Below are 13,042 nucleotides of genomic sequence, written 5' to 3'. Positions count from 1 at the left end.
GGGATGGCTGTGGCTCGCGGCAGGCGACGAGCTACATCGTGTAGCGGATGTCCGGATCGGCGCGCAGCGCGACATGTGCCGCGTCGTACTGCTCGCGCATCTCGCAATGGAAACTCACCGTGACCGACACGAAGTTGCCGGCGGCGGAATGGCGATGCCGCACGCTCTCGTGCAGCACGCGCAGCCCGGCCCGCTCCAGCAGTTGCGGTACGCGAACCGGCAGATTGGCACTGCTTGGCCCGACCGCGGTGATCTCGAAGTCACCGGGGAACTGGAACCCCATGCCTTCCTGCTTGGCCTTGCTGAAGTCGATCTCGTGCATCACTTCGCGTCCGTGTCTGCCTTCTTGTCGCTATGGAACCACAACAGGATGGAATCCCACAGGCGCGAGAAGAAGCCACCCTGCGGCGCATCGTCCAGCGCGACCAGCGGCACGGTCTGCACCGGCTGGCCGGCCAGCGTGATGCGCAGCGTACCGACCTGCTGCCCCTTCTTGAACGGGGCGATCAGCGTGGCCGGAATGTCCATGGTGGCCTTGAGCTTGTCGTAGTCGCCGCGCTTGACCGTGACCCGCACGTCGTCGGCGACGCCGATCGGCAGCTGGTTGGCCTGGCCCTTCCACAACCGCGGCGTGGCCTGCGGCTTGCCGGCGTCATACAGCTTGTGCGTCTCGTAGAAACGGAAACCGTAGTTGAGCAGGGCCATCGCCGAGTCGGCGCGCGCCTTCTCGCTGCTGGCGCCCATCACGATCGCGATCATGCGCGAGTCGCCCTGCTTGGCCGAGGCCGCCAGGCAGTAGCCCGCCGCCGCGGTGTGTCCGGTCTTGATGCCGTCCACGCTCGGGTCGCGCCACAGCAGGGTGTTGCGGTTGTGCTGCTTGATGCCGTTCCACTCGAACTCCTTGATCGCGGAGATCGCATAGTCCTCGGGGAAATCATGGATCAGCGCACGCGACAGGATCGCCACGTCGTGAGCCGTGGTGTAGTGGTTGGCGATCGGGTAGCCGGAGGCGTTCTCGAAGTTCGAGTTGACCATGCCTAGCTGCTTGGCATACGCGTTCATCAGGCCGGCAAACGCCTGTTCCGAGCCGGCGGAATGTTCGGCCAGCGCAATCGCGGCGTCGTTGCCGGACTGGATGATCAGGCCGTACAGCAGATCCTTCAGCGGCACCTGGCTGTTGAGCTTGAGGAAGCTGGTGGAGCCGTCGGTGCCGGCGCCTCCGCCGCGCCACGCGTTCTCGCTGATGGTGACCGGATCGGTCATGTGGATCTTGCCGTTGCCGACCTCGGCCGAGACCACGTAGTCGGTCATGATCTTGGTGATCGAGGCCGGCTCCACGCGCAGGTCGGGTTCCTTGCTGGCCAGGATCTGGCCGGTGGCGTAGTCCATCAGCACCCAGCTCTTGCCGTCGACATCCGGCGGCGGCGGCACCGGCGCGTCAGGCACCACCGGGCGTGGCACCGGCGATGGCCGCGGCGGGGTCGGCGCCGGTGTCTGGGCGACGGCAACACCGAGCAGCAGCGCGGCAGCGGCAAACGGGATCAGGGTGCGGCGGAAAAAATTCATCGTGGTCTTCAGTCCAGTCTTGATGCCGGCATGACAGCTGCCCGCAAGGTGTAAATATTGAAACAAACCCGCTCAGTCTACCGCGACCTGCGGCCTGGGCAGGCCCATGCCCTCGATCTGGGCACTGACCCGGTCGGCACTGTCCACATCCGCCAGCGGTCCGACCCGCACGCGGCGCACGTGGCGGCCGTTGACTTCGGTCTCGGTCACCTGCACCTCGCCAAGCCGGGCCTGACGCAGGCGTTCGGCCACCCGCTCGGCATTGTCCGCATCGGAAAACGCACCCACCTGCAGATAGATTCCGGGCTGTCCGCTTGAGACCGCCACCGGCGGCGGCAGTTCCTGCGCCGGCTCGCCCGGATCGATGCCGCGCACCTCGACCAGCCCGGTGCCCTTGGGCCAGACGCCGATCTTCACCGCCGCCGCATAGGACAGGTCGATCACCCGATCCTCGTGGAACGGGCCGCGGTCGTTGACCCGCACGATCACGCTCTTGCCGTTCTGCAGGTTGGTGACACGCGCATAACTCGGCAACGGCAGTGTCTTGCTGGCGGCGGTGAACGCGTACATGTCGTAGGTTTCCAGGCTGGACGTCTTGTAGCCGTGGAACTTGTTGCCGTAGAACGAGGCGATCCCGCGCTCGTCGTAGCCGCGCGCGCTGGGCAGTACGCGATATGTCTGCCCGAGCACGGTATACGGCGAATTGTTGCCGTATCGTGCGCGCGGCTCGACCTTCGGCACCGGTTCGACCAGCTTGCTGATGTCCGGCGGCGGCCCACCCGGCACGCTGTCGCTGCTGTCGCGATAGCGGCTGCTCTGCGGCTGGCTGAGATCGTCGCGGAAACCGTCGCCGCGGCTGGAGGAAGACGCCGTCCGGGACTGCCCCGACATGCTGCCGCCATGCGACGGTTTCGGCTTCGCACCGCTGCAACCTGCCAGCAAGCACACTGCTGTCAGCATCGCGGCCACATGCAGCTTCTTCATCGCGCGATGTCCGGCTGGTCCACGCCGGCGGCGATCGCCTGCGCCAGCTGGTTGACCGCCATCGCGTAGAGCGGGCTGCGGTTGTAACGGGTGATCACGTAGAAATTCTGGAAGGTGAACCAGTACTCCCGCCCATTGGCGCCTTCGAGCGTCTGCAAGCTGCTCGGCTGCCCCGGATTCATCCTCTGCAGCGGCGCATAACCCCACGCCTCGAGCTGCTCCAGCGGCCACTGCGGCGAGGCGTCCTGCACGACCACATCTGCAGCCGCCGCATCCGGCTGCGCGCGGATCGCCACCGGATCGCCGCTGACCCAGCCGTGCTTCACGAAGTAGTTCGCCACGCTGGCGAAGATGTCAGGCAGCGAATTCCGCAGATCGATGCGGCCGTCCCCGTCCGCGTCCACCGCAAAATCGCGGATGCTGGTGGGCATGAACTGACCCCAGCCCTGCGCGCCGGCATACGAGCCGGTGAGCGTATCGATCGGCCCGGCCAGATGGTTGTCCGGCATTTCCAGCAGCTCCTTCAGCTGCTCGCGGAAAAACTTCGCGCGCGGCGGGTAGTACAGGCCCAGTGTGACCAGCGCATCGAGCACCTTGTACTTGCCGGTGTTGCGGCCGTAGCTGGTTTCCACGCCGACGATCGCCACCAGGTATTCCGGCGCCACGCCATACTGCCGGCCGATCTGCTCAAGCAGCGCGCGGTGCTCGCGATAGAACGCGATGCCGTCGTTGATGCGCTGGTCGGTGATGAAGATCGGCCGGTAGTCCTTCCATGGCTTGCCTTCGGCCGGGCGGCTGATCGCATCGAGGATGCTCTGCTGCATTTTTGCGCCATCGAGCAAGGCATTCAGTGCCTGCGGGCTCTTGCCGGTATCGCGCGCCACTTCACTCACCAGTTCGGCTTGACCTGGATGCGTCGCCGCCAGCGCCGGGGCCGGCATGCCCACCACGAACAGGCTCAGGACGACGAACAGACGAACCGGGCGCGACGTGAACAGGACGGTCATGAAGAGTGCTTCGCAGGACAGGTGTGATGGCTTCGTCGAAAGCCTAACACGCACGCCACGGCAAGCCTGTCCTGCCGCGGGCCATTCACTGAACAACCAGTGGCAGCGCGTTCATTCGTGCATCTTGCGGTTGGCGTGGATCGACATCAGCACGCCGAAACCGACCAGCAGCGACACCGCCGAGGTGCCGCCGTAACTGATCATCGGCATCGGCACGCCGACCACCGGCAGCATGCCGGCAACCATGCCGCCGTTGACGAACACGTAGACGAAGAAGCTCATGCCGATCGCGCCGGCGAGCAGGCGCGAGTAGGTATCGCGCGCTTCCATCGCGATCCACAGGCAGCGGCCGATGATGAAGGCGTACAGCAGCATGATGCCGATCACGCCGATCAGGCCGAACTCCTCGGAGAACACCGCGAAGATGAAGTCGGTGGTGTGCTCGGGCAGGAAGTCCAGCCGCGACTGCGTGCTGTGCTGCCAGCCCTTGCCGAACACGCCCCCGGAGCCCACCGCGATCTGCGACTGGATGATGTGCCAGCCGTTGCCGAGCGGGTCGGATTCCGGATTGAGCAGGGTCAGCACGCGATCGCGCTGGTACTGGTGCAGGAAATGCCAGCCGACCGGAATCATGCCGCCGACCGCGCCGATCAGCAGGCCGATGCGCCACCACGCCATGCCGGACAGGAACAGTGCGAACGCCCCGGCGCCCGTCACCAGCAGGGCCGTGCCCAGGTCCGGTTGCTTGGCGATCAATCCGGCGGGAATCGCGATCAGCAGGCCGACCACGGCCATGTCTTTCCAGCTCGGCGGCAGCTGGCGCGGATGCAGGTACCAGGCCACCATCATCGGCATCGTCAGCTTGAGCAGTTCGGACGGCTGAAAGCGCATCACGCCCAGGTTCAGCCAGCGATTGGCACCGCGCCCTTCGCCAAGCACCGCCACCACCACCAGCAACGCGGTGCTGCCGGCATACAGCCACGGTGTCCAGCTGCGCAAGGTCGATGGCGGGATACGCGAGATCAGCAGCAGCAGCACGCCCCCCAGCACGAAGCGGCCGGCCTGGCCACCGACCAGCGCCATGTTGTCATCGCCGGCGCTGTAGAGCGTGATCAGCCCGACCGCGGCCAGTGCGAACAAGCCGATGGCCAACGGCAGATCGATCCGCGGCCGGGTAAGCGTGCGGCGCAGGAAGCGGCTGAAGCGGGCATGGATGGTCTCGATCATGGTGTCGTCCCGTCGCTGCTGGATGCGTCCGCCGGAACGTCCTCGGCAGGAACCGCTTGATCAGGTGCCGCTTCATTGCCAGGCGGCGTCGCCGGCTTGGGCAACGGCACATCCACCGGCGGCGGGCCTCCCTTGGCAAACACGACCCACGCGTCGAAGATCTTGCGCACGATCGGCCCCGCGTCCTGCGCACCCCACGCGCCAGCCTCGAGGACGACAGCGGCAGCGATCTGCGGATCGTCCGCCGGAGTGTAGGCCTCGAACCATGCACGGTGGCGCGTCGCCAGATACGCGGTGTTCTTGTTGGTGTTGTAGGCGTCCGACGTCCGCGAGAAGCGCTCGGCGGTACCGCTCTTGCCGGCGATCAGGTACGGAAAGCCGTCGTTCAGCCCCTTGCCGGTACCGCTGGTGATCACTGCCCGCATGCCTTCGTTGATCACGCTCCAGTCGGAATCCTTGCTGATCAGCGATGGACCGGTGGGCGGATTGGGCAGCGGCTGCGGCTGTGCTTCGGCAACCGCCTTGCTGGCCATCACCAGCCGCGGCTGGTAGGGCACGCCGTGGCCGGCCAGGGTGGCCACGGCATGACCGAGCTGCAATGGGGTCACCGCCCAGTAGCCTTGCCCGATACCGGCGATCACGGTTTCGCCGGGAAACCAGCCGAACTTGCTGTGTTTGGCCTTCCATTCGCGCGACGGCAGCACGCCTTCGGATTCACCGAGCAGGTCGATGCCGGTCTTGCCGCCGAAGCTGAAACGACTCATCCAGGCACTCAACCGGTCGATGCCCAGGTCGAGCGCCAGTCGGTAGAAATACGTGTTGGTCGACTTCTCGATCGCGCGCACCATGTTCACCGTGCCGTCGCCGCCACGGGTATCGTCACGATAGCAACCTCCCCGCCCCGTCGAGTTGCCGCCGCCATGTCCGGGCAGGCAGAACTCGCCCGTGGAAAGCACGGTATCCCCGGGCCGGCGCACGCCATACTCGAGTCCGCCCAGCGCAAGGAACGGCTTCACCGTGGATCCGGGCGGATAGACGCCTTTCATCGCGCGGTTGACCAGCGGCTTGGCCGGATCGTTGGTCAATCCGCTGTAATCGGCCTGACTGATGCCATTGACGAACAGGTTGGGATCGAACGTGGGGACACTGACCATCGCCAGCACCTGGCCATTGCGCGGGTCGATCGCCACCGCGGCGCCGGGTCGGCCATCAAACGCCGCTTCGGCGGCTTTTTGCACGCGCGCGTCGATGCTCAGGTAAAGGTTCCTGCCGGGTATCGGCGGATGGGTCTGCAATACACGCTGGGTGCGTCCATCGGCGTTCACCTCGACCAGCTCGTAGCCTGGCGTGCCGTGCAGCACATCCTCGTAGGATCGCTCGATACCGGTGCGGCCGACATGGCTGGTGCCCTTGTAACGCACCGGATCGAGCCGCTCGAGGTCATCGGCATCGATGCGACTGACATAACCCACGACATGCGCGAACAGTCCGCCCAACGGATAGCGTCGGGTCAGGTAAGGCACTACATCGACGCCGGGAAAGCGCCAGCGGTTCACTGCGAAACGATCGATCTCGTCCTCGGTCAGGCGCATCTTCAGCGGCACGCTGTCGAAGCGCCGGCTTTGCCTGAGCTGCTTCTTGAACGCGTCCAGGTCGTCCTGACCCAGCGGCACCACCTTGCCAAGCTCGGTCAGCAGGGCCGGCATGTCGGTGATCTTGTCGGGCACCACCTCGAGCCGGAACGCCGGAACATTGTCGGCCAGCAGGACGCCGTTGCGGTCGTAGATCAACCCGCGTGCCGGCGGGATCACCCGCGGCTTGACGCTGTTGTTGGTCGAGCGGGTGACGAACTCGTCGTAGCGCGTCACCTGCAGCTGCATGTAGCGGCTGACCAGCAGGCACAGGCCGAGCAGGATCAACACGAAACCCGCCAACGCGCGACGCCGGAACAAGGCGCTTTCGCCGCGGGTGTCCTTGATCGATCGCCGGATCTTCATCGGTCTACTGAATGCGCAGGCGCGCGCGCAGGTCGTCAAGCAGCAGGAACAGGAACGGCCACAGCGCGGCGCCGACAAACGGCGAAATCCACCAGCTCGCCGGGGGTAGCGTGCCACCCGCCAGCATGCGCACGATCAGCAGCAGGATGCGGTCGTTCAGCAGCAGGGCCAGTACGGCGAGCGTCTGTTGCCACATCGGAAAGAAGCGCAGGCGCGAGCGGAAGCGCAACGCGATGAAGACCAGCGCGCACAAGCGCAAGGCCTGTTCGCCCAGCACCACGCCATTGAGCACGTCGGCGGCCAGGCCGATGGCGAACGCCAGGCCCAGGCTGACCCGATCCTCGGACTCCAGCGACCAGTACAGCAGGAACAGCGCCGGCCAATACGGCTTGAACGGCTCCAGGGCGCCAGGCAGCGGCACCAGCATCGACAGCAGCGCAAACAGCAAGGTACCGGCGAACCACCACAGGCTCAGGCGTTGCCGGTTCATGGCTGCGTTCCCCGCGTCGTAGCCGGCGTGGCAGGTTTTGCAACAGCCGGCGAGGCAGGCAGGTCGCCAGCCGCGGGCGTGAGATCGCGCGGCGGCCCCATCGGCTTCACCGGGGCCGGCGGCCCATCCGGCTCGGCCTGGTCGTGCAGCAGCAGCACGTCTTCGCTGCGATCGATATCCGCCGCAGGCTGTGCTTGCGCCACCTGGAACATGCCGGTGCTGGCCGGAGCCACCGAACGGATCTCGCCCACCGGAAAACCCGGCGGGAAACGCCCGCCAAGTCCGGAGGTCAGCAGGCGGTCGCCGGCACGCACATCGGCCGCCAAGGGAATGTTCGGCAGGGTCAGCTGATTGCCGTCGCGCGAGCCATAGGCCACCGTGCGCAGACCGGAGCGCTCGATCACCACCGGGATCGCATGGGCCGGATCGGTCACCAGCATCACCACGGCGGTGGTCGGCAGCACTTCCTTGACCTGCCCCATCACGCCATGCGCATCGATCACCGGCTGGCCTGCCTTCACGCCGTCACGCGCACCGAGGTTCAAGGTCAGCTGGTAGCGATACGCACCCAGGTCCACGTCGATCACACGCGCCAATTGCACGTTCAGTTCGAGGCTGCGCTGGGTGTCGAGCAATTCCTTCAGGCGCTGGTTCTGCTCAGCCACTGCCGACATGCGATTGAGCTTGGCATTGGCCAGCAGCAGATCCTCGCGCAGACGCTGGTTCTGTTCGGTGAGACGCTGACGGTCGGCAAACGCCACACTCATGGTGCGTACGCCGGCCGCAGGCAGGCCAGCCAGCCGATACACCGGTTCCACCACGGCCGCCGCGGTATAGCGCAGACGCCACAGCCAGCCGTTGCGCTGGTCGAGCACCATCAGCACCACGGCCAATGCGAGATAGACAATCAGCCGAAGCGTGCCGGCTGCATTGCCGGCGAACAGCGGCGAGGACTCATCGCGCGCGCGCGCCATGGCCGCGCCTTATTCGGGCGCGAAGAAATCGCTGCCGTGCTGATCAATCAGCTCCAGCGCCTTGCCACCGCCACGTGCCACGCAGGTCAGCGGATCATCCGCCACCTGCACGTGCAGGCCGGTCTCCTCGGAGATCAGGCGATCCAGGTCGCGCAGCAAGGCACCACCGCCGGTCAGCACGATGCCGCGTTCGGCGACGTCCGAGCACAGTTCCGGCGGCGTCTGTTCCAGCGCCGACTTGACCGCCGCCACGATGCCGGCAAGCGGCTCGTGCAGCGCCTCGAGGATTTCGTTGGAGTTGATCGTGAACATGCGCGGCACGCCCTCGGCGAGGTTGCGGCCGGAGATCTCGATCTCCTTCACGTTGGTCTGCGGGAAAGCGCAGCCGATCTCCAGCTTGATCCGCTCGGCGGTGGACTCGCCGATCAGGGTGCCGTGGTTGCGGCGCACATAGTTGATGATCGCCTCGTCGAAACGGTCGCCACCGACGCGCACCGATTGCGAGTAGACGATGCCGTTGAGCGAGATCACCGCCACCTCGGAGGTGCCGCCGCCGATGTCCAGCACCATTGCGCCACGCGCCTCGTGCACCGGAATGCCGGCACCGATCGCGGCGGCCATCGGCTCCTCGATCAGGAACACATCGCGCGCACCGGCACCCTCGGCCGATTCCTTGATCGCGCGGCGCTCGACCTGGGTCGAACCGCACGGCACGCAGACCAGCACGCGCGGACTCGGCCGCAGGAAACGCGACTTGTGCACCTGCTTGATGAAGTGCTGCAGCATCGCCTCGGTCATGGTGAAGTCGGCGATCACGCCGTCCTTCATCGGGCGCACCGTGGCGATGTTGCCCGGCGTGCGACCGAGCATGCGCTTGGCATCGGTGCCGACCGCGGCGATCGTGCGCGGACCACCAGGGCCACGGTCCTGACGAATCGCCACCACCGACGGCTCATTCAGCACAATGCCCTGTCCACGTACATAGATCAGCGTGTTGGCTGTGCCGAGGTCGATGGAGACGTCGTTGGAAAAGATCCCGCGAAACTTCTTGAACATGGGTCCGCCGTGGTCCGGCCTGGCTAAAAAGTAAGCTCGCCAGTCTAGTCAGCGTAGCCCGCATGCGCAAGGACAATAACGTTAAGAAATCCTTCTACAACACGACGATATGCGCGTTTTTCACCTCGACGGATGAACTGCGCGAGGGCGCAAGAAGTCGCCAACGCAGCCGGATGACGGTACGATTCCACCTTTTGGCCGGAACTACCGGTTCGGCTTCGGGCCGAGCGCGGCTGTCGCGACCTTTCACCTTGCCCGGGGGCTCCCGCACATCATGTCTGCCGTCATCTGCGGATCGCTGGCCTACGACACCATCATGGTGTTCCAGGACCAGTTCAAGAACCACATCCTGCCTGATCAGATGCACATCCTGAATGTGTCGTTTCTGGTGCCGCGGATGCGCCGCGAGTTCGGCGGTTGCGCGGGCAACATCGCCTACAACCTCAAGCTGCTCGGCGGCGATCCGCTGCCGGTGGCGGCCGTGGGCCAGGACTTCGCGCCCTATCGCAAGCACATGGAGCAATGCGGCATCCGGCTCGAATGTGTGCGCGAATTCGAAGACCAGTTCACCCCGCAGTGCTTCATCACCACCGACCTGGACAATAACCAGATCACCGCATTCCACCCCGGCGCCATGTCCAGTGCACAGGAAAACCACGTGCGCGACATTCCGCAGATCGATTTTGCGATCGTCGCGCCCGATGGCCGTGAAGCCATGCTGCAGCATGTGGATGAGTTCGCTGCGCGCGGCGTGCCGTTCATCTTCGATCCGGGCCAGGCGATGCCGTTGTTCAGCGGCGACGAATTCCGCGCCATGATCGAAAAATCGACTTATGTGATCGTCAACGACTACGAGTCACAGCTGCTGCAGACCCGTACGGGCTGGAGCGCCGACGAGATCGCGGGACGGGTGAAGGCCTATATCGTGACCCAGGGTCCGCGCGGTTCGATCATCCATGCCGAAGGCGAGACGTACCAGATTCCGCCAGCGCGCGAGCGTCGCATCGTCGACCCTACCGGTTGTGGCGATGCTTATCGCGCGGGCCTGATCTTCGGCATCATGCGCGGCAAGGACTGGCCGACCGTAGGCCGCATGGCCTCGTTGATGGGCGCATTGAAGGTGGAGCATCCGGGCACCCAGAATCAGCGTTTCAGCTATGCCGATTTTGCCGCGGAGTTCCTGGACCAGTTCGGCTACGCGCTGGATTGATCGTTGCCTCCAGGCCCGCACCCAAGGCTCCCTCAGCGGGAGCCTTGTTGCATCAGTCGACCCGGAAACCGATGGTCGCATGCACCGCATCCTGCCAGCCACGATACAGGCGCTCGCGCACCGGCTCGTCCATCACCGGCCGGAAACAGCGATCCATCTGCCAAAGCCCGGCGATCTGCGCCCGACTCTCCCAGAAACCTACAGCCAGCCCTGCCAGATAGGCGGCGCCCAGCGCCGTGGTTTCCGCCACGCGCGGACGCAACACGGGCACGCCGAGCATGTCGCTCTGGAACTGTGCCATGAAGTCGTTCGCAATGGCCCCGCCATCGGCCCGCAGCTCCTGCAGGGGAATACCGGCGTCCGCCTCCATCGCAGCCAGCACGTCGCGCGACTGGTAGGCCATCGATTCGAGCGCCGCACGCACCACGTGTTCCTTCGTGGTGCCCCGCGACAGGCCGAACATCGCGCCACGCACATCACTACGCCAGTACGGCGCCCCCAGTCCGACGAAGGCCGGCACCAGGTAAACACCCTCCGTGGACGACACGCTGTGCGCCATGGCCTGCGAATCGCAGGCCTGCTCCAGCATACGCAAGCCATCGCGTAGCCATTGCACCACGGAGCCGGCAACGAAGATGCTGCCCTCAAGCGCGTACTCGAGCTTGCCCTCCAGTTCCCATGCGATCGTGGTCAGCAGGCCATGCCGCGATGGCATGGCCTGCTCGCCGGTGTTCATCAACATGAAGCAGCCGGTGCCATAGGTATTCTTGGCCATGCCTGGCTCGAAACAGGCCTGCCCGAACAATGCCGCCTGCTGGTCGCCGGCCATTCCACTGATCGGCACGCCGGCGGCAAGACCTGGCAGGGCTGCCGTGTACCCGTAAATCTCGCTGCTTGAGCGCACCTGCGGCAGCATGCAGCGTGGCACATCAAGCATGCGCAGCAGCTCATCGTCCCAGCATCGCCGATGAATATCGAACAGCAGCGTACGGGCGGCATTGCTGACATCGGTGACGTGCAGCAGGCCGCCGCTGAGGTTCCAGATCAGCCAGCTGTCGATCGTCCCGAACAGCAGGTCGCCGCGCGCAGCCCGTGCGCGCGCACCATCGACATGATCGAGGATCCAGCGGATCTTGCTGCCGGAGAAATAGGCGTCGATCAGCAACCCGGTCCTTTCACGCACCAGCGGCGCATAACCGTCCGCCTCGAGACGCTCGCAGACCGTCAGGCTCTGTCGCGATTGCCACACGATTGCGTTGTATAGCGGCTGACCGGTATGGCGGTCCCACACCACCGTGGTCTCACGCTGATTGGTAATGCCGATCCCTGCCAGTGCGGCGGCATCGAGTCGTGCCGACGCCAGCACTTCGGCGATCGTCGCGAGCACGCTGACCAGGATTTCGTGCGGGTCGTGTTCGACCCAGCCTGGCTGCGGGAAAATCTGCCTGAACTCGCGTTGCGCCGTTCCGACGACTCCACCGACGCGATCGAACAGCATTGCGCGTGAACTGGTCGTGCCCTGATCTATCGCCAGTATGTAGCCTTGATCCACCTGCTGCCCCTATACCGTCCGCAACAAGGATGCGTCCGTACAGAGTAGCAACAGGCCGATATCACGGGCGATCAGTGCGCCTCAAGGTGTCTGCCGCCGGGTTGAGTCAGCCTGTCGATATACGCAAGCGCCATTGCGGAAACCACGAAGGTCAGATGCAGCAGGATCTGCCACATGATGGTTTCGCCGTCCATGCCGCGCGCCTTGATGAACGTGGCGAGCAGATGAATCGAGGAGATACCGATGATCGCCATGGCCAGCTTCACTTTCAGCACCGTGGCATTTACGTGCGACAGCCATTCCGGCTGGTCCGGATGGCCTTCGAGCCGCAGGCGCGAGACAAACGTCTCGTAGCCGCCCACGATCACCATCACCAGCAGGTTGGAAATCATCACGACATCGATCAGGCCGAGCACGGTGAGCATGATCGTCGCCTCGGCGCTCTCTGCCCCTCCCGCCACATCCACGCCGTTGTGGAACAACGTGGTTTCCACCAGATGCCACAGCTCGCGCAGGAATTGCACGACATAGATGCCCTGGGCAACGATCAAGCCCAGGTACAACGGCAGCTGCAGCCAGCGCGATGAAAAGATCAGATACGACAGCGGGCCGAGTCGGCTCGACGGAGGAGTCGTCATGTACGTCTGGAACAAATAAAGGGCTGCCGATTCTAGCAGCCATCGCAATTATTTGCGCACTCGCATCTCACCATTGCGGCAATCCGCCCAACACTACATCGAGGCATTCTCGCCCGACCGTGGCACGAGCTGACGAACAACTTCGTTACTGCCGGAGATGTCTTTTGAGTGCAGCATCAAGCGACGATCTGTTTGCAGAGGTGCAACGCGCATGCGCCAAGACGAAGGCCTGTCCGGGTGGGAAGGCCTTCGTGGATGAGTTGCGTGACAGAGATCTGTTGCTGCTAGCGAGCGGTCGATCGGCGCCGGTAGAGCCGGCCAAGAAAAAACCCCCACCGTTT

General features: G+C 64.8%; 12 protein-coding genes. 1 reads left to right on the top strand and 11 read right to left on the bottom strand.

Going from position 1 to position 13,042, the window contains the following annotated elements; translation table 11 throughout:
• Positions 1-31 precede the first annotated feature (31 nt).
• The 9 genes from B0E46_RS14465 to B0E46_RS14425 all read right to left on the bottom strand — a co-directional run bounded on the left by B0E46_RS14465 (position 32) and on the right by B0E46_RS14425 (position 9,301).
• Positions 32-322, bottom strand: a complete 291-nt coding sequence (locus B0E46_RS14465; protein ID WP_077556483.1) for a DUF493 family protein — start codon at positions 320-322, stop codon at positions 32-34.
• Entirely contained in the window at positions 322-1,566 is a 1,245-nt protein-coding gene (locus tag B0E46_RS14460) for a D-alanyl-D-alanine carboxypeptidase family protein (protein ID WP_077556482.1), read from the bottom strand. The genes B0E46_RS14465 and B0E46_RS14460 overlap by 1 nt, the downstream gene beginning before the upstream one ends.
• Before the next feature lie 72 nt (positions 1,567-1,638).
• The gene (locus tag B0E46_RS14455; protein ID WP_077556481.1) at positions 1,639-2,550 is read right to left on the bottom strand and encodes a septal ring lytic transglycosylase RlpA family protein; all 912 of its coding nucleotides are present in this window, start codon (positions 2,548-2,550) and stop codon (positions 1,639-1,641) included.
• Entirely contained in the window at positions 2,547-3,557 is a 1,011-nt protein-coding gene (gene mltB / locus B0E46_RS14450) for a lytic murein transglycosylase B (RefSeq protein ID WP_077556480.1), read from the bottom strand. The genes B0E46_RS14455 and mltB overlap by 4 nt, the downstream gene beginning before the upstream one ends.
• A 111-nt stretch (positions 3,558-3,668) precedes the next feature.
• Positions 3,669-4,784 carry a rod shape-determining protein RodA gene (gene rodA / locus B0E46_RS14445; RefSeq protein WP_077556479.1) on the bottom strand — a complete coding sequence of 372 codons (1,116 nt, stop codon included), beginning with the start codon at positions 4,782-4,784 and terminating at the stop codon, positions 3,669-3,671.
• On the bottom strand, positions 4,781-6,781 hold the full coding sequence (gene mrdA / locus B0E46_RS14440) for a penicillin-binding protein 2 (protein WP_077556478.1): 2,001 nt from the start codon (positions 6,779-6,781) through the stop codon (positions 4,781-4,783). Before mrdA ends, rodA begins: the two co-directional genes overlap by 4 nt.
• A 4-nt stretch (positions 6,782-6,785) precedes the next feature.
• Positions 6,786-7,271: a rod shape-determining protein MreD gene (mreD, locus tag B0E46_RS14435; RefSeq protein WP_077556477.1), complete on the bottom strand. Its 486-nt coding sequence runs from the start codon at positions 7,269-7,271 to the stop codon at positions 6,786-6,788.
• A complete protein-coding gene (mreC, locus tag B0E46_RS14430) occupies positions 7,268-8,245 on the bottom strand; it encodes a rod shape-determining protein MreC (protein WP_077556476.1) in 978 nt (325 codons plus the stop codon). Before mreC ends, mreD begins: the two co-directional genes overlap by 4 nt.
• Before the next feature lie 9 nt (positions 8,246-8,254).
• Positions 8,255-9,301, bottom strand: a complete 1,047-nt coding sequence (locus B0E46_RS14425; RefSeq protein ID WP_077556475.1) for a rod shape-determining protein — start codon at positions 9,299-9,301, stop codon at positions 8,255-8,257.
• 274 nt (positions 9,302-9,575) lie between these two features.
• Between B0E46_RS14425 and B0E46_RS14420 the strand changes: the two genes are divergently transcribed.
• The gene (locus B0E46_RS14420; RefSeq protein WP_077556474.1) at positions 9,576-10,511 is read left to right on the top strand and encodes a carbohydrate kinase family protein; all 936 of its coding nucleotides are present in this window, start codon (positions 9,576-9,578) and stop codon (positions 10,509-10,511) included.
• A 52-nt stretch (positions 10,512-10,563) separates the two neighbouring features.
• On the opposite strand, the gene glpK is transcribed toward B0E46_RS14420, so the two are convergent.
• Both glpK and B0E46_RS14410 read right to left on the bottom strand, forming a co-directional pair.
• Entirely contained in the window at positions 10,564-12,063 is a 1,500-nt protein-coding gene (gene glpK, locus B0E46_RS14415; RefSeq protein ID WP_077556473.1) for a glycerol kinase GlpK, read from the bottom strand.
• Positions 12,064-12,134: 71 nt separating this feature from the next.
• The gene (locus B0E46_RS14410) at positions 12,135-12,701 is read right to left on the bottom strand and encodes a TIGR00645 family protein (RefSeq protein ID WP_077556497.1); all 567 of its coding nucleotides are present in this window, start codon (positions 12,699-12,701) and stop codon (positions 12,135-12,137) included.
• Positions 12,702-13,042 lie beyond the last annotated feature (341 nt).

It is taken from the genome of Rhodanobacter sp. B04 (assembly GCF_002001125.1).
Classification (GTDB): Bacteria; Pseudomonadota; Gammaproteobacteria; order Xanthomonadales; family Rhodanobacteraceae; genus Rhodanobacter.
Note: the sequence above shows the minus strand (reverse complement) of the source record. Positions and strands in the feature narration are given on the sequence as shown.